The sequence below is a fragment of the Streptomyces sp. SBT349 genome (assembly GCF_001083795.1).
Taxonomy (GTDB): domain Bacteria; phylum Actinomycetota; class Actinomycetes; order Streptomycetales; family Streptomycetaceae; genus Streptomyces.
The window spans coordinates 1-15,688 of sequence record NZ_LAVK01000169.1 but is presented as its reverse complement, the minus strand read 5'-3'; the positions used below and the strand labels follow the sequence as shown (position 1 = coordinate 15,688).

Here is a 15,688-nt window from a genome sequence, read left to right as displayed (position 1 = left end):
CTGGCTTCAACAACCCCGAGCTGCACCAGAGGCCCTGTCTTCATACACGCACCGACGCAAGACCACCCGACCAGGCATCCCCACTCGAACCCATGCCCACCATGATCGATAGAGCAACGGCTTCTAATACTGCAGCCGCAGTTGCTGTGACCGGTGGTCGGGCTGTTTGTTGAGCTGGGCTGAGGTCACGAGGACAATGCTGCCCGCTCGGATTCGGCCAGCAGTATGCAGAACTCGTTGCCTTCCGGGTCGGCGAGAATCACCCAGCCCCAGCCGTCGGGCTTGCGGTGATCGGCGACCAGGGAGGCGCCCAGCTTCAGCAGCCGCTCAACCTCTGCGTCCCGTGAGGTATCCGGGCGCAGGCACAGATGGAGCCTGTTCTTGGCCGACTTCGGCTCTGGAACCTCGTTGAAGTGCAAGGCCGGGCCGCCGGGCAGCATGATCTCCGTCTCGTCGTCACCCGGTTCGTCCTCGGGATCCAGCGGGTGTCCGGTCACACCGCTCCAGAACCGCGCCAGTCGGTAGGCGTTTGCACAGTCGATCGCTATGTTTGTCACCGTTGAAGGCATGCGCGCGATCATGTCGGAGCGGCGCCCCGCCCGCCACCGGAATATGGCCGCACCCGCGGCCTGCAGCCGAGATTACGGGGGTCGATGGCCTCGGCGGCGGTAGTGGCTGAGACGGGCGCGGTGTTGATGGCGGCGCCGCCAGCGTGACCAGTGCAGCATGTGACCGGCTTCGTGCCGGACGGCGTGAGCGAATCTGGTCAGCAGGCGGCGGATCTCGTTCACACTCAGTGGGATCAGGTCGCGGCTGTGTCCCCCTTTTCGTGCTCAGTCGCGCGGATGGCCGCCAGGTGGGCGGCGGCGGCCATGGCCAGGGTGATGTGCCGGTACGAGGCCGGGTACTGGCATACTTGGTAGTGGTCCAGGCCGGCCACGTTCTTCGCGGTCTGGAAGCACTCCTCGATCGCCCAACGGGCGCCGGCGGCCCGGACGATCTCGGCCAGCGCCGTGCCTCTTGGGGCGTGGGTGAGGTAGTAGGCGCGCTCGCCGTCGGCGAGGCTGCGGCGGATCAGCAGGGCGTCTTCGAAGTCGTCGTCGCCCTCGCCGGGCAGCGGGACCAGGGCGCAGGCGTATTCGCGCAGGCCGTGGGCGCCCTCCCCGGCCGAGCGGGTCCCCCAGGCGTGCTGCGGCAGGATCGCCGAGGTAGTGCGGGCGTTCTGTCCGCGTGGCCCACATCGATGCTTGCAGGAGATCGCGAGCACGTAGCTCAGGCGTTGCTCGGCCAGCCAGCCTCGCAGGACGGGGTCCTGGCCGTAGACCTCGTCGCCGGTCACCCAGCGAAAGGGCAGCTTCGCGGCGAGGGCCTGCTCCAGCATCGCACGGGCCAGGGCAGGCTTGGTGTGGAAGGTGACGTCGTCGCTGATCTTCGCGTCCGTCCGGCGGGCTGGATCCTCGCTCCAGGAGATGGGCAGGTACAGCTCGCGGTCGATCAACGCCCGTCCTCTGGCGGAGGCGTAGGCCAAGAACACGCCCAGCTGGCAGTTGTCGATCTTCCCGGAGGTGCCGGTGTACTGCCGTTGCACGCCGGCCGACCGGGTGCCCTTCTTGATGAAGCCGGTCTCGTCCACGGCCAGCACGCCGTTCTCGGCACCGAGATGCTCCAGCACGAAGCCGCGGACCTCGTCGCGGACCGCGTCGGCGTCCCAGTCGGCCTGGTTCAGCAGCCGTTGCATGCCGTCCGGACACAGCTCGCCGGCCTGCTCGGCCAGCGTCCAGCCGTTCTTGCGCTCCAATGGCGCGAGCAGCCCACGCAGATACTCCCTTGCCCTCCGGCGCGGCTCGGACCTGCGAAAATGCCCACCGATCCGAGCGTCCAAAGCGTCCAGACCGGCCGCCCAGCGGTGCACCTCATCAACCGTGACGTCCCCACCCATGCACGGCTCAACGAGTAGCCAGACCGACCGTCACAGCAACTGCGGCTGCAGTACTAAGCGGCGGTCGTCGTCATGGGAGCGCAGCAGCACATACCTTGATCATAGCGGACAGTCGATCCTTTGGGGACGGATATCTGTCCTGCGCTGACGGTCAGCACGACAACCAGCGCTGTCCCGTTCGGCGGCCGTAGCGGTCCCTGGTCGGCTGGTGGTGCTGCCCGCCGCACGGGGACGCGGCACGGTGGGCGTTCCAGGTGTTGACCGCCACGGTGCCCCACAGCAGTTCCAGGGCCTCGCCGATCTCGTCGACCGCGACCGACCCGAGCGGTCGGGCCTCGCCCATCCGCTCGGCCGTCTTGCCGACGCCGGTCGAGTAGCTGCGGACCGTATTCGGATTGCCGAGCGAGTCGAGGAAGGCATCCCCCGCCGCACGGACGGTCAACGCCTTCCCCGCAGGCAATTGCACAACGGATTCCCCGGCACCTGCCGGTCATGTCGTGGCGTTCAGGACACGGGGTCGCTGCGGAAGGGGTGGTCGGTGAGCGTGCGGGTGAGGACTCTCTCGCTGCTGTCCAGTGCCACGGTGAGGCCGTGTCGCAGTGGTGCGGGAAGGTCGCGGGTTTCCAGTGCGCAGGCTTTGACCAGATCGGTGAGGTCGCGGGCTTCGCGCTGGGTGAGGAGGCCGGCGCAGTCGTTGTGTCCGAGGAGATCACGGGCGGTGTATCCGTCGGAGGCTGCTGTCGTGTGGCGGTTGATGAGGCTGGTGGCGATGCGGCGGGCGGTGGGGTGGTCGATACCACCTGCGGCGTCGATGGCGGACAGGCCCAGGCGGGTATGGAAGACCGCCAGGCCGGGGACGTGGTCGAGGTGCTCGTAGTGGTCGAGCAGGGTGGCGAGGTCCTGGTCGGGGGCCTGGTGGGCGTGGCGGCGGCACAGTGCGCTCAGGCAGGCGGTGACGGCGTTCTCCCACGGCTCACCGGGGGCGGTGGTTTCCAGCAGGTCCAGGGCTTCAGCGTAGTCGCCGGCTGTGGCGCGGGCGAGGACGGCGACTTGGCGGCCGTCGAAGATGCGGCGGCCGATGCCGTTGTAGCGGAGTAGCTGGGCGTGGGCGTCGTTCCAGCGGCCGGAAACGGCAAGGGCGCGGGAGCCGGTGGCCAGCAGGACTGCCCACAGCCACTTGCGGACGTCGTGGTGGGCTTCGAGGGGAGTGAGGGTGGCTGCGGGGATGTCGATGCCGTCGATGGTGGTGTCGGTGCGGGGGCTGACGGCGGTGAACAGGGTCTCAATGAGAGTAAAGGCGTGGTCGCCGTCGCCGTTGCGGATGTGGAGGCGGGCGAGGTTGACCAGCGGTTCCAGGGCGCGGCGTGCGGCCTGTGCGCCCAGGGGGCGGGCGCACAGGTACACGTTCGCGTGCCGGTGGCACCAGGTGCGGGCCAGGTCGGGCAGGCCGATGTCCGAGGCCAGGAGTGCGGACAGGTTGAACACGGCGGAGGCTTCCCCGGTGTCGGTGTCCTGGTCGGCCGCGCGGGCGCGGGCGCACAGGTCGGCCACGCGCTGGTGCAACGGGGTGCAGGCCGGGCGGAGCCGGGCGATGAGGGGGAAGCGGCGCGCTATCGGCCCGGTGGGGTCCACGCCGGTCAGTCCCATGTGACGGTGATGGGGTGGTGGGAGCGGTGGAGGAGGAACCGCCCGGCGTTGGGGTTGGCGGCCACCGCAGGAGTGTCGGGAAGGGCGAAGCGGACGTCTCGGGTGCGGAAGCCGTCGTCCCAGGTGCTGATCTGCTGTCCGACATGTTCGGCGAGTTCCCGTCCGGTGGGACCGTGGCCGATGACGCCGACCTCGAACCGCTTCCCGCCGTCTGCGGCGGGCGGGGCCGGGCGGATGGTGAGGTAGGCGAGGCTGCCGTCCACGGTGGTGGTCGACATGGCCACGGTGGGGAACATCGGCGTAACCAGGCCACGTTCCTTTGCGGTGGGCTCGACGTTCATGCGCATGATGGGGTTGGCCAGGCGGCAAGCCAGCCACAGGTAGAGCCACTCGAACGACTCGCCGGGAGCGAACAGCACGCCGCTCCACACCTCATGGCGCGCAGTGTCCAGAACCCCGGACAGGGATACCTGGTCCGTGGCTCCGTCGTTGTCCTTGTGCGTTTGCAAGGTCACCTCGCCTGTGCCGGTGAGGTCGACGGCGCCGCGCGCGTCGTCGCCGATGCCGCGCAGGGGCATGAACGTGCACATCTCGCTTCCCCGGCTGCTCCACCCGTCGGCGTCGCGCTCGAAGATGATGCTGCGCGAGGCGACGCCGGCCAGGCGCAGCGGGACCACCAACCGCCCGGTGGGGGCGAGCTGGTCCAACCAGGCTGGCGGCACCTCGAAGGCGCCCACGGTGGCGATGATCCGGTCATAGGGAGCCGCATCCGCGTTGCCGAGTGCGCCGTCGCCGAGGACGATCTCCACGTTCGCCACTCCCGCGGCGGCCAAGTGCTGCCGTGCGCCGTCGACCAGGTCCTCGTCGATGTCGACTGTGGTGACGTGGCCCCTCTCGCCTGCGATGTCGGCCATGAGGGCGGCGTTGTAGCCGGTGCCGGCGCCCAGTTCGAGAACCCGGTGGCCGGGTTGGAGCTGAAGCTGTTCCAGCATCATCGCGACGATCAGCGGCTGGGAGGCGGCGCTGATGGAGGCGCCGGCGTTGTCCTGCTTGGTGTAGACGGGCTCGTTGGCGTACGCCGCCTCCAGGGATACGCCGGGCAGGAACAGGTGCCGGGGCACGCTGCGCAGGGCGGCCTCGATGGCGGGCGTGCGGACGGGATCCTCGCGCAGACGGTCGGCCAGCTTGGCACGCAGCTGGCTGGCGGAGGCAGATGAGGCGTTCGTGTCGCTGACAGTAGTGGTCATGTCGCGGGACCTTAGTGGTGCCGGGTGGGTGGGCCGGAGGAATCCGGCCGTTCGGGTGTGGTGTGGAAGACGGTGTCCATGGCCAGCGCTGCCAGGGTGGCCTGGTCGGCGGCCGGGAGACCGGCGCGGTTGGCGTGGAAGATGAAGTGGTGAGCCAGGACGGCGCGCAGCCCGCGCTCCAGCTGCCCGGAGCGTGCCAGGGCGGCGAGGGCCTGACCGGCGGATTCGAACGTGGCCACCCACGGCTCGGGAAGGAGGTCGGGCACGGAACGCGGGGCTACGGTCATCAACCGTCGTGTCGCCCAGGTCAGCTTCTGGGAGCGTTCGGGGGCAAGGTCATGGGCGTGGGCGGCGGGGCGCAGGTCTGCGACCTTCGCCCAGACGTCCCCGATCTCGAACCAGTCCAGGCTGGCGGCGCGCAGCAGGATGCTGAACAGCACAACGGTGGTCTCGCGTCGGCCCAGGGCCTCGGCTGGCTCGTCGCGCTGGGCGGCGACGGGGGCCAGGAGGTGCCAGCTGTCGTGGTGGAAGAGCGTGTGGGCGATGTCCATCGCGGCCGGGCCGCCGAACGCGAGGGTTTCTGGCTCGTAGATCCCCCGGGTAAAGCTGGCGATGTGGCCGTCGGCGGCGAGCGTGGCCAGCAGGGCGGCGACGACCGTCGTTGCCGGGTCCTCGGGCTGGAAGCGCAGCCGCCAGGCGGGGGCTTTCCGCAGGTGCCACCAGGTGGTCCGGACGCCGACGTCCTGGGCCCGGTTCAGTGCGGGCGCGAGATGGTGGGCGGCAGTGTGCCCCGCCGCGGCTGGGGTGGTGAACTCGATCATGTACTGGTGCCAGTCGGTTTCCGGCTGCATCGGGCTGGATGCTTCCCTTCTGGGCTGGCGGGCGGTCATGCGATGAGGAGGCAGGCGTCCCAGCCCGTTGCGGGCGGCAGGCTGGTGGTCTGGGCGAGGGCGGCCAGGGCCGCCCCCGCAGCGCCCTCCAGCACGCCGAGTCCCTCGGTCTGGGCGGGCTGGGCGGCGTCCAGCAGTTCGGGAGCGAGCTGCCGGAGCCGGGCTGCTGCGGGCTTGTCGGCATCGGCCGCGGCGCGGGCGGCGATGTGGGCCAGTCCGGCGTAGCCGTGGCACAGCGAGGCGTCGGTGGTCGCGGCACGCTGCGCGGGGTCGGCAAGGGCGCGGACGAGGGCGTCTTCGGCGATGCGGCGGCGTTCGGCGTCGCCGGTGGCCAGGGCGGCAAGCTGCTGGACTCGGGCGGCGCCGGCGGTTCCGTAGCACCACGACGGGCGCCGCACCGTTCCGCTGCGGCGGGGCCGCGGGGATCCCGTGTCGTGCTCGGAACGCCGGACCAGGTACGGCCAGAGGGGGCCGGTGCCGGTGTCGGTGCGCCAGAAGTCCAGCCAGGCGCAGATGGCGTCGATGGCGTCGCGCTGCCCGGGTACGGCCACACCGCGCAGCGTGGCGAGGGCGAGCAGCGCGAGTGGGCCGCCGATCCCGTGAGCGAGCCCTGCGTTGCCGTGCCCGCCGGGGAATTCCTCATCCGGGTGGCCGGTGGGACCGATGAGGGTCCACCATCCGGGTACCTGTCGTCCGTCGTCGGTGAGGGGGTCGGTAAGCGCCACCAGATACTCCAGGACCGCCCGCACGGCCTCGCCCTGCGGATCGCGGCGCAGGAGGTGGGCCCCGATGCCGGCCAGGCCGCGGATGGTGTCGAACTCCGCCAGCACCGGCAGACGGCCGGCGGTGATGCGGTCACGGGCCGCCTTCACGCGGCGGCGGGCATCTGCGGCGATCCGCGCATCCAGCGACGCGAGGGCTCTGCGGTAGGCACCGGGGTGCACGGCGGCGGCGCTCGACAGGGCGAAGCCCGCGGCGGGCGCGCCGTAGAACAGGCCGGTGCTGGCGCCGGTCGTGACCGGGCGACGGGCGGCCGCGGTCAGCCAGTCATGGACGCGCTGCAACGGCCGCAGCCCGGCAGCCCCCACCTCGGCGTGCAGCAGGGCGATCCCCAGGACGCCGTGCGCCAGGGACTGCGGCCACCATGACTGGTCGGCGGGCAGGCCGGGGGCGTCGGGTCGTGCGAGGCGGTCAGCGGTCTCAAGTGCCTGCTCGAAGTTCACCGGCGGCCTCTTGTCCGGGTGCGGGCTGTGTAGGCGAGTGCTGCGACCCGGGCCAGATACAGGCACACCGCCTTCTCCTCCGGCTCGACGCCGCGAGCCCGCAGAACGTGCGTGTGCAGCAGGGAGCTCAGAACGTCGTCAGGGTCGATGCCCCTGGTGTGCGGGCCGGGAAGGTGGGCGCGGTAGGCGGCCAGGCCAAGGGAGCGTTCCCTCCAGGCACCCACGTTCGTCGAGCCGCGCGAGGCTCGGCGCAGGGCATGGAAGTCGTCGCGGGGGTCGGCCAGGCGTACGGCTTCCGCGAACACCGGCCTCGGAACGGTCGTTGGGGCGGTAGCCGGGACATGGTTGATCAGCCAGTCCATGCCTGTGGCGGTGCTGCCGGTGAACGCGATCGCGATGGCGGCGAAGTGGGCGGCGGTCAGGGCGCGCGGGTGGGGGCGTCGGGACTGGGCGAGTTGGGTGAGCACCACGGCCGAGTCGGCGGCGAACACCGCCTCAGCTGCGGCCAGCGCGGGACCGTCGCCCCATCGCCCGGTCTGCGGATAGGAGGTCGCATAGGCAATTTCGCGCAGCAGTCCGCGCTGACGCAGTTCGTCGGCCCAGCCGCTCACTCTCGCGGCGGCCTCGCCGAACGTGGCCGACGTCGCGTCGGGGAGCGTGATGCGCAGCCGGAGGTAGTGGTCACGGCCTTCACGGAAACGCAGGAACCACCACATGGGCTGCTCCTCGCCCCACTTGGCGAGGAGGACGGGCAGGTGCTCGGCAAGGATGGTGTCCTGACGGTGCACGTCTCCATGGAGCTTGGCGAACAGCAAAGGGGCTGCGCCCGGACTCTGGCCGTGGTCGCGGCCGATCACCCGCTCCCGGGTCGGGTGGGGCAGCCTCGGCCAGGCCAGCTGTTGCGCGGCGGCCAGTGGCACGACGACCTCGTGCGCGCGACCGCCGCACCATCCAGCGGCGTTCTCGTCGGGGCCTCTTCCAGCACCGCGTCCTGGTGGGTGTGCAGGTGCTCACGCAGCAGCACGCGGTGTCCGGCTCTGTCCAGGTCCAGGGGTAGCCGCTGGTCATCCTCCGCGAGGTGCACCATGCGTGGGAGGCGACGGCGGGCTCGCCACCCGGCCAGTTCTGTGTCCCAGGCCTCCCATACGGCCCTCCGGCCGGGCAGGTCGGCGGCCTGTAAGCGCCATCGCGCGGGGGTCAGTATGGTGCGGCCGTAGCGCAGCCGCGGCAGGAACGGCAGCCGGGCGGCGGCGCCCCAGTCGAAGGCGGCAACCTGCGCGCACAGGGCGCGGGGCAGTTCGGTCACCATGCGGGCCAGCGGCGGGGTGTGGGTGCGCAGGTTCAGCGCCTGCATACCCCACACCTCCACCCCCTTCCCCCACCTTGGGACGGCCAGATACAGGCGGTGGCTGTCGCAGCCCACCGCCAGATCCTCAGCCGTCAGCACGCCCTCCTCGGCAACCGTGTCCCGGTGCTCGGCGAGACTGACCACGGCCGGGAAGACCCGAACCGTCCGCGTGACGTGCGCGGAGGCGGGGTCCAGCGGCCGGAACGAGATCTGCGCGCGCACCGCATCCGGATCGCTGCCTGACAGGCCGGCGAAGCCGGCGGCCAGTTCCTCCCGGACGTCCGAACCAAGAAGGCCGAGGAAGCGGCCGGTCATCACCCCTGCGGCCCGGGAGGCCGACACCACCGTCAGGCGAAAATTCCCGCGCCCCAACGCCTTCAGATCGGGGGCATGTACGCGGACGCACAGCTCCAGATGCGGTGGCAGCCGCGCCCGCCCCGCCTCCCCCACCTCCAGCTCGGCCATCAGCGGCTCGTTCAACACGACTTCCGCCCGTCCGTCCAGCACCGCGGCCTGCGCGAGTGCCAGCAGCTTCTCATCGCGAAGCGAATGCTCTGGGCGCCGCTGCGGCGAGACCGCGCCGGGGTAGCCGTCCGGCCAGCCGACGCCGCTGTCCGCCACGACATCCAGCAGCGGTACCAGGGCGCCGGCGCCGTACCGCTGGTAGAACCGCCGGTGGAACTCGCGCCAGGCGGGCTTGCCATGCGGGTACGGACTCAGACGTGCCAGGACCTGTGCGGCGCGTTCGGTCTCGCGGGCCACGTCCTCGGGTAAAACGATGCCCGCGTCCAACCGGAGATCCACCGCGGCCGGATGCCGACGGGCTCGGGCCAGGCGGCGCATCCGCACGGCCGCCTCCGCGCGCAGCGCACGGCCCTGGTCGACGGGCCCCTCGTTATGCCGCTCCAGGAGAACGTGGATCTCCTTCAACGCGGCCACCAGGCCGGAAAGGGGCTCCAGCGTCGTGGCGTCGGCCGCCTCCAGGTGCTCCAGTAGCCATCCCAGGGCGTCCGGCTCCGTGGCCGGGGCGTGCAGGCTGGTGATCAACGCTCGACGGGCGACCAGCTCGGTGAGCATTCCGGTGACCTTCTCCGGCTTCGCCGTTGGGAACTCGGCAACGAGCTTCGCTGCAAGATCGGCTAACCGGACCGGCCGGCGGGCCGCTTCCACGGCGGCGCGTACGGCGGGGGTGTACCGCAGAGATACCTCTACCGCCCCAGCACCCTGCTCGTTGGGGTGCTGCTGGTAGGGCACGATCAGACGGTCGCCTCGCACCATCAACGTGGAGTTCGCCACCACGGCCAAACGCTCAAGGACCTCGGGACAGCCCTCGACCTGACCGATGACATCGGCCAGCCAGCCCGCGTCCGCCCGGCCCACAGCCCAGTGCTCCGCCCCCCACCACGCGTGCGGCTGGTCCCCGAACCTCGCTGCGGCGACTCCGGCCAGCAGTCCCCAGGGCGTCGGCCGACCGGCCATTCGTCGCAGGTAGCGAGCCACCGACACCACCGCCCGTCGCGCCTGCCGCTCGCCGGGCGCATCAGCGGCGCACAAGGTTCTTACCTGACGGTCCAGTTCCGGGCTGGCATGACCGATGGCCTCGGCGACCTCGGGAATCGCCCATACGGCGCGCAGCCAGTCCACCCACGCGGCGGCATGACCGGGGCTGGTGCCAGTCGGATCGGGCCACGCGGGCAGCGCCAACTCGGCGTGATGGACAGCGCGGATCAGCGCCCCGCCCATGGCCCGGAAACCCGCCGGACCATCGTCTGCCCTGCTCACCAGATACCTCCACGCGATGCCGGGTAGAGCGATGGCGGCCGGACGCGGCTCCGTCGTGGCGGGGCCGCGTCCGGCCGTCCGCGAGAGTCACGCCGCGCTGATGCAGGCGTCCTTCTCACAGGTCGAACCGCACCCGTCGTCAGTCATGTTGACCAGACCCGCCGGGTCCGCCACCTCCAACAAGGCGATGTCCAGGTCGAACAAGTCAGGATTTTCGAGGGCTGTTGCGGTTGCTTCGGATTCCACGCAGATCACTCCTACTCATGGGGTGGTGCACGATGCCCTGGTCCTCGGCTAGCGTGCGGCCATGGGCCAGGAGAGTGCGACCCGGCAGTGGATCTTGTCGATGACCCGCTTCGGGGACACCTCGGGCAGCTTTTCATCAGAGGTACCGCCCGGGTAGACGGCGATGCGCGGGCCGGGCCCCCGCGATGGTCCGCAGCCCAGGCGCGCAGGGGGTCGGCGAGCGTCTCGGCGAACGCGGGCCTCTCCGGGCCGAAGGCGTGGACCCCGCACTCCACCGACTTCTCGTCAGTGGTACGGCGGGTGGTGAGATTCCCAAAGTCGCGTCCCGCCACCGCGGCCGGGGAGAACCGCTTGTTGCCGGGGGCCACCAGCCCGGTGTCGAGGTCAGGGTCCACGGCCATGCTGCAGAACCCGTCCAGCACCGGGGACAGGCCGAACCGGTCGGCCAGGGCAGCGATCTCCTCCAGCTCGTCCACGGTCCGCGTCACGAACTTGAACACCGCGCGCCCACTGGCGGCGAACGCCTCCAGCGCCGCGGGCACGATGCGCCGCTCGATGGGGACGACACAGTTCGCCAATTTCGCCGAGACGTTGAACCGCACGCCCCCCACCAGTAGCGCGGGGTCCGGGACGATGGTGCCGTTCGTCTCCACCTCCACCCGCCGTCCCCCGGCCACCAACTGCCGCACCAGCGGTATCAACTGCCGCTGCTGGAGAAGCGGCTCACCGCCGGTGATCACCACCAGGCCGACCGGGACGCCCAGCGCCCAGGCGGCGAGTTCCTCCACGGTCCGCCATGCCGACTCCGCCCGGGGGTCGTAACGCTGCCAGTCCCAGGTCCACGGCCTATCGCACCAACCGCACGAGAGGTTGCAGCGCGACAGCCGGACGAACACCGCCGGCTCCCGCTGCTGGGGCCCTCGCCCTGGAACGTTGCCGGGTCATCGCCGAACACCTCCGCCACCAGCAGCCGCCCGCCTCCGCCAGGAGCCGTCACGGCTGATCGACCTCGAACAGCTGCGCCAGACCTGGCCGGGCAGCCACCGGTGACGGAGGTGGTGGAGGGCGGCGGCGGCGCGGTTGGCGCGCAGGAGCGTGCCCGTCACCGGGCTGCCGGCCGGCTGGCGGTAGCGGTGGGCGCGGTCGCCGCTGGTCTCGTAGAGGAAGTCCTCCTCCCACGAGGCGCGGTGGACAGCCGCCGGAGCGGCGCGCGAGATGGCGGCGGTGACCCCGGGGCCTTCGGGTTCGAAGGCGAAGACGGCAGCCGGCTCGGACGCCGCGGCCTGGGGGGCGGGATCGGTCACCTCGGGCTCCCGGGAGGTGAGGTTGAGGGCCTGAACATGCCCGGAGAGAGATATGGACGCGGCGTTCATTTCATGGTTATATGGACTCAGCGTTCATTTGATGGCTGAGATTGATGGCCGAAGGAGAGACAGTATGAGCACCCCTACCACCAAGCGTGTCGCTCTCGTCACCGGCGGCACCGGAGGCATCGGCCGTGTCGTCGTCGATCGTCTCGTCGCCGACGGCTTCGCCGTGGCCGTGCACTCCGCGAGGAACCGGAGCCGGGCCGACGAGATCGTCTCCAGGATCACCGAGGGCGGCGACACCGCCATAGCGGTCGGCGGTGACGTCGCCGACGAGAACGACATGCGGACGGCGTTCGACGCCGTCGAGTCCGCATGGGGCGGCATCGACGTCGTCATCAACACGGCGGGGATCATGATCCTGTCGCCGATCGCGGAGATGAGCCTGGACGACCTGGACCGGATGCACCGCACCAACATCCGCGGCGCCTTCGTGGTCACCCAGCAGGCCGCTCGCCGGGTGCGCCGGGGCGGGGCGATCATCAACGTCTCGACCTCCGTGAGGCGGACGCAGCTGCCGACCTACGGCGCCTACGTCTCCAGCAAGGCCGCTGTGGACAGCATCACGCTGATCCTCGCCCGCGAGCTGCGCGGCAAGGACATCACCGTCAACACCGTCGCCCCGGGGCCCATCGCCACGCCGCTCTTCTACGAGGGAAAGGACGACGCCGCGGTCGAGCGGTTCGCGAAGGCCACGCCGCTTGAGCGCCTCGGTCAGCCGGAGGACGTCGCCGAGAGCGTCGCCTTCCTCGCCGGCCCGGCCCGCTGGGTCAACGGCCAGGTGCTCTGGACCAACGGCGGGCTCGCCTGATCGCCCGCCTCCCCATCGTCCCCCGCCTCCCCATCCTCCCCTTCGCTCTTCCCGAAAGGAAACCGACATGTCCTCTGTCGTCCTGATCACGGGCGCCGCCACCGGCATAGGCAACCTCACGGCTCGCTCTCTCGCCGCGGCGGGACACACCGTCTACGCCAGCATGCGCCACGTCGCGGACCGCAACGCCGACCGCGCGAACGAGCTGCTTGAGCTCGGCCGCCGCGAAGGGCAGGACCTGCGCGTGGTCGAGCTCGACGTCCAGTCGCAGGAGTCGACCGAGGCCGCCGTCGCCAGGATCATCGATGAGGCCGGCCACCTCGACACCGTCGTACACAACGCAGGCCACATGTTCGTCGGCTACGTCGAGGCGTTCACCCCCGAAGACATCCAGAGGCTGTTCGACATCAACGCGCTCGGCATCCATCGCGTCAACCGCGCGGCGCTGCCGCACATGCGCGAACGCCGGTCGGGGACGCTGCTGTACATCGGCAGCACGACCTCGGTGGTCGTTCCCCCGTTCCTTGGCCCCTACGTGGCCGCGAAGATCGCCGGCGACGCCCTCGCGCTCGCGACCGCCTATGAGGTGAACCCGCTGGGCATCGAGACCACCATCGTGATGCCGGGGCCGTTCACGCAGGGCACCCACCACTTCGCCAACGCGAGCAGGGCGGCCGACGAGGAGCGGACCCGAGGGTACGCCCAGCTCGACCCGATGGTGGAGCGCAACGAGGAGGCCACGGCGGCTCTGTTCCCCAAGGACGTGGACGCGCACCCGCGCGCCGTGGGCGAGGAGATCGCCCGCATCCTCGCGCTGCCCCGGGGCACCCGCCCGTTCCGCAGTGTCGTGGACTTCACCAACGCCGGCGTCGAGGAGGTCAACCAGGTGACCCGCAGGGCGCAGGAGCAGTTCGTCACCCGCCTTGGCTTCGACGAGCTGCTGCACGTCAAGACCGACCAGGACCGACTCACCGACCAGGACTCATAGCCAGCCGGCGGCGGCAGGCCCGGACCGACACCGGCGGGGACCTGCCGCCGCCCCTTCCGCGGAGTCAACGCCGTTTCAGGACGAAGGAGTTCACCATGACCACCATCGAGATCCCCGAGGCCATCCAGACCTTCATCGACGCGACCAACCGAAGCGACTCCGAGGCCTTCGCCGCCGCGTTCACCGACGACGCCTACCTCAACGACTGGGGCCGCGAGTACCGTGGCCGCGACGGCGTGCGTGACTGGGACCGCACCGACAACATCGGCGTGCGGGCGCACTTCACACTCCTCGGCATCACGGCGGGCCCCGATCCCAACAGCTACGTCGCCACGTTGAAGGTGACGGGAGGCGGCTACAACGGGACAGGACCGTTGACCTTCCACCTCCGCGACGGGCTCATCGCACGTGTGAAGATCAGCGGGTGACGCCGCCAGAAGCATCCACGCCCCGACAGGAGCCGCCCATGCCGCCCGAGCCGAACGAGCCGCCCGAGCCGAAGGCCCCCGCCGCCAGGCGCAACGGCGGCCGTGGCCGCCGACCCGCGGACGAGGTCAGGGCGGACGTTCTGCGGGCCGTGGGTGACCTGCTCCTCGCCGAGGGAATCGCCGACCTGACCTTCGAGCGCGTGGCCCGGCTGGCGGGCGTCAGCAAGACGACCCTGTACAAGTGGTGGCCGTCGAGGGGCGCCCTGGCCCTGGACGGCTTCTTCCACGCCGTCGAACAGACCCTGGCCTTTCACGACACCGGGGACATCCGCGCGGACCTTCTCGACCAGTTGCGCCACTTCGCCCACGTCGTGACCGAGACACCGGGCGGGCAGGTGCTGGCGGGGCTCATCGGCGAGGCTCAGACCGACCACGAACTGTCCGCCGCCTTCCGTGCGCTGTACTCCTCGGAGCGCCGACGGCTCGCGGTCGAACGGCTGCGGAAGGCCCAGGAGGTGGGGCAGATACGACCCACCATCGACGTGCGGGTCCTCGTTGACCAACTCTGGGGCGCCATCTACAACCGGCTGCTCGTCCCCGACGAGCCGATCACCGACGACTTCGTCCTCGCCCTGGTCGACAACGTGATGGACGGGGTCAAACCGGGCTAGGGAACCGGCCCTCCTCGGGCTTGCCATCGTAGCGGCACGCGACCGGATCAAGCGCTGACCAAGCTCCTCACCGCCTGCCCCTCATGACCGCCGCCAGGACAAGGTCATCACACACTGTCACTGTAACGGGCAACTGCTGCGCCTCTCGTAGGACATGTCCGTACCCGCATAAGACGGGACCAGCACCCGGCCCGTCCGGCCGCCACCGGTGAGGGCATGCGCCGCGCGGCGGGCGGCGAGGTGGTAGCTGCCGGTGTACATCTCCCCCGCGATCCGCATGTCGAAGGAGTCATCGGCCGCCACCGCTTTGCGGGCACCGCAGACACCACTAGATGACCAGGCATTCCCGCCCGTCCGGGGTCCGGCCGGCCACGGCGTACTGAAGATGCTCAGCCAGGCTCCACCCCAGCCACCCGGGGCCGGGACCCGGGTGATTCCCGAGAGCCTGCGCAAGGTGCATGGGGGAGATCCGCATGGCGTGCGGCGACGTGCAGCGCTCGGCCGTCTGCCCCGGTGGGCAGCCACCGCACCCGCGAGGAATCCAGGGAGAGGATGATGCCGGCAGGGGCGTGGACAGCACGGGGGCTCGGGCCGCGGGCGGACAGGTGTTCGACATACATCGCCCGGCCCGGCGATCCCGGGGACCGGGCCGGTAGTGGCCGGGTCCGGTGGGCAAGGTAACGAGGACAAGGAGCATCTCCAGAGGGTTTGGCCCCACCGGCAAGAACTTGATCAGGATCGTCCCGCCGGCCACACGAGACGGCAGCGCTCAGAAGCCGTTGTCTTTCCGGGAGTGGCCGCTGCGTTTCTGCTGGTCAGGCATAGTTCTGCTGTCGTGCGGCAGTGATGGCGTGTTCTGTTGTCTCCTCGGTGGAGGTGCCGTGTGCCGTCGGTGATGGGGATGCTGGAGGAGCGGGAGCGTGCCGCCCGGCAGCGGGTGGAGGTTCTGCAGACGGAGCTTCGGGAGGCGGAGGCCGCGTGGGAGCGGTTCGTGATTGCCCGTGAGACGGTCGGGCAGGTCCTCGCGGAGCCGCGTCGCAGCGAGCAGGCGCCGGTGGCCGCGCCCGGTCAGCGGCCGCGACCGGGCGCTGGGGCGGTGCC

16 protein-coding genes and 2 pseudogenes are annotated in these 15,688 nt (G+C 70.7%); 5 read left to right on the top strand and 13 right to left on the bottom strand.

Translation table 11 applies throughout. The annotated features are described in order from the left end of the window. Positions 1-185 precede the first annotated feature (185 nt). From ADY01_RS20585 to ADY01_RS20540, 12 genes and pseudogenes are all read right to left on the bottom strand, one after another. Positions 186-569, bottom strand: a complete 384-nt coding sequence (locus ADY01_RS20585; protein WP_049575601.1) for a VOC family protein — start codon at positions 567-569, stop codon at positions 186-188. A 233-nt stretch (positions 570-802) separates the two neighbouring features. After that, entirely contained in the window at positions 803-1,939 is a 1,137-nt protein-coding gene (locus ADY01_RS20580) for an IS701 family transposase (protein ID WP_078900450.1), read from the bottom strand. 232 nt (positions 1,940-2,171) lie between these two features. Beyond that, a pseudogene (locus ADY01_RS20575) lies at positions 2,172-2,405 on the bottom strand (site-specific integrase); the annotation flags it as partial. Positions 2,406-2,443: 38 nt separating this feature from the next. After that, positions 2,444-3,586 carry a hypothetical protein gene (locus tag ADY01_RS20570; RefSeq protein ID WP_107081774.1) on the bottom strand — a complete coding sequence of 381 codons (1,143 nt, stop codon included), beginning with the start codon at positions 3,584-3,586 and terminating at the stop codon, positions 2,444-2,446. Beyond that, positions 3,577-4,833: a methyltransferase, FxLD system gene (gene fxlM, locus ADY01_RS38285; RefSeq protein ID WP_049575595.1), complete on the bottom strand. Its 1,257-nt coding sequence runs from the start codon at positions 4,831-4,833 to the stop codon at positions 3,577-3,579. Before fxlM ends, ADY01_RS20570 begins: the two co-directional genes overlap by 10 nt. A gap of 11 nt (positions 4,834-4,844) precedes the next feature. Next, on the bottom strand, positions 4,845-5,684 hold the full coding sequence (locus tag ADY01_RS38280; protein WP_049575592.1) for a thiopeptide-type bacteriocin biosynthesis protein: 840 nt from the start codon (positions 5,682-5,684) through the stop codon (positions 4,845-4,847). A gap of 35 nt (positions 5,685-5,719) precedes the next feature. Continuing rightward, positions 5,720-6,946: a lanthionine synthetase C family protein gene (locus tag ADY01_RS20555; RefSeq protein WP_049575589.1), complete on the bottom strand. Its 1,227-nt coding sequence runs from the start codon at positions 6,944-6,946 to the stop codon at positions 5,720-5,722. Continuing rightward, on the bottom strand, positions 6,943-7,734 hold the full coding sequence (locus ADY01_RS41600) for a thiopeptide-type bacteriocin biosynthesis protein (RefSeq protein ID WP_324613145.1): 792 nt from the start codon (positions 7,732-7,734) through the stop codon (positions 6,943-6,945). Before ADY01_RS41600 ends, ADY01_RS20555 begins: the two co-directional genes overlap by 4 nt. Positions 7,735-7,799: 65 nt before the next feature. Further along, complete coding sequence (locus tag ADY01_RS20550; RefSeq protein WP_324613144.1) at positions 7,800-10,076, bottom strand: lantibiotic dehydratase family protein; 2,277 nt, start codon at positions 10,074-10,076, stop codon at positions 7,800-7,802. 87 nt (positions 10,077-10,163) lie between these two features. Continuing rightward, positions 10,164-10,322, bottom strand: coding sequence for an FxLD family lanthipeptide (locus ADY01_RS37230; RefSeq protein ID WP_234320330.1), 159 nt, complete (start codon positions 10,320-10,322; stop codon positions 10,164-10,166). Positions 10,323-10,333: 11 nt separating this feature from the next. After that, complete coding sequence (locus ADY01_RS36100; protein ID WP_053171029.1) at positions 10,334-11,218, bottom strand: radical SAM protein; 885 nt, start codon at positions 11,216-11,218, stop codon at positions 10,334-10,336. 45 nt (positions 11,219-11,263) lie between these two features. Then, a complete protein-coding gene (locus tag ADY01_RS20540; RefSeq protein ID WP_049575587.1) occupies positions 11,264-11,695 on the bottom strand; it encodes a hypothetical protein in 432 nt (143 codons plus the stop codon). Positions 11,696-11,759: 64 nt separating this feature from the next. Between ADY01_RS20540 and ADY01_RS20535 the strand changes: the two genes are divergently transcribed. From ADY01_RS20535 to ADY01_RS20520, 4 genes are all read left to right on the top strand, one after another. Further along, positions 11,760-12,500, top strand: coding sequence for an SDR family oxidoreductase (locus tag ADY01_RS20535; protein WP_049575583.1), 741 nt, complete (start codon positions 11,760-11,762; stop codon positions 12,498-12,500). 67 nt (positions 12,501-12,567) lie between these two features. Next, positions 12,568-13,488: an SDR family oxidoreductase gene (locus ADY01_RS20530; protein WP_049575579.1), complete on the top strand. Its 921-nt coding sequence runs from the start codon at positions 12,568-12,570 to the stop codon at positions 13,486-13,488. A 95-nt stretch (positions 13,489-13,583) separates the two neighbouring features. Next, positions 13,584-13,916: a nuclear transport factor 2 family protein gene (locus ADY01_RS20525; protein WP_049575576.1), complete on the top strand. Its 333-nt coding sequence runs from the start codon at positions 13,584-13,586 to the stop codon at positions 13,914-13,916. Positions 13,917-13,954: 38 nt separating this feature from the next. After that, positions 13,955-14,587: a TetR/AcrR family transcriptional regulator gene (locus ADY01_RS20520; protein WP_049575573.1), complete on the top strand. Its 633-nt coding sequence runs from the start codon at positions 13,955-13,957 to the stop codon at positions 14,585-14,587. Positions 14,588-14,704: 117 nt separating this feature from the next. Here ADY01_RS20520 and ADY01_RS20515 read toward each other — a convergent pair whose 3' ends face one another. Further along, positions 14,705-14,890 (bottom strand): hypothetical protein, encoded by a 186-nt coding sequence (locus tag ADY01_RS20515; protein ID WP_049575570.1) that lies wholly within the window; start codon positions 14,888-14,890, stop codon positions 14,705-14,707. 580 nt (positions 14,891-15,470) lie between these two features. Between ADY01_RS20515 and ADY01_RS40705 the strand changes: the two are divergent. Then, positions 15,471-15,688, top strand: a pseudogene (locus ADY01_RS40705) (hypothetical protein); the annotation flags it as partial.

What these genes read in the sequence shown, in the direction of transcription:
- fxlM (WP_049575595.1), bottom strand. Translation starts at nt 4,833, where the DNA reads ATGACCACTACTGTCAGCGACACGAACGCCTCATCTGCCTCCGCCAGC.
- ADY01_RS20580 (WP_078900450.1), bottom strand. Translation starts at nt 1,939, where the DNA reads ATGGGTGGGGACGTCACGGTTGATGAGGTGCACCGCTGGGCGGCCGGT.
- ADY01_RS20520 (WP_049575573.1), top strand. Translation starts at nt 13,955, where the DNA reads ATGCCGCCCGAGCCGAACGAGCCGCCCGAGCCGAAGGCCCCCGCCGCC.
- ADY01_RS20570 (WP_107081774.1), bottom strand. Translation starts at nt 3,586, where the DNA reads ATGGGACTGACCGGCGTGGACCCCACCGGGCCGATAGCGCGCCGCTTC.
- ADY01_RS20525 (WP_049575576.1), top strand. Translation starts at nt 13,584, where the DNA reads ATGACCACCATCGAGATCCCCGAGGCCATCCAGACCTTCATCGACGCG.
- ADY01_RS20540 (WP_049575587.1), bottom strand. Translation starts at nt 11,695, where the DNA reads ATGAACGCCGCGTCCATATCTCTCTCCGGGCATGTTCAGGCCCTCAAC.
- ADY01_RS20530 (WP_049575579.1), top strand. Translation starts at nt 12,568, where the DNA reads ATGTCCTCTGTCGTCCTGATCACGGGCGCCGCCACCGGCATAGGCAAC.
- ADY01_RS20585 (WP_049575601.1), bottom strand. Translation starts at nt 569, where the DNA reads ATGCCTTCAACGGTGACAAACATAGCGATCGACTGTGCAAACGCCTAC.
- ADY01_RS20535 (WP_049575583.1), top strand. Translation starts at nt 11,760, where the DNA reads ATGAGCACCCCTACCACCAAGCGTGTCGCTCTCGTCACCGGCGGCACC.
- ADY01_RS38280 (WP_049575592.1), bottom strand. Translation starts at nt 5,684, where the DNA reads ATGCAGCCGGAAACCGACTGGCACCAGTACATGATCGAGTTCACCACC.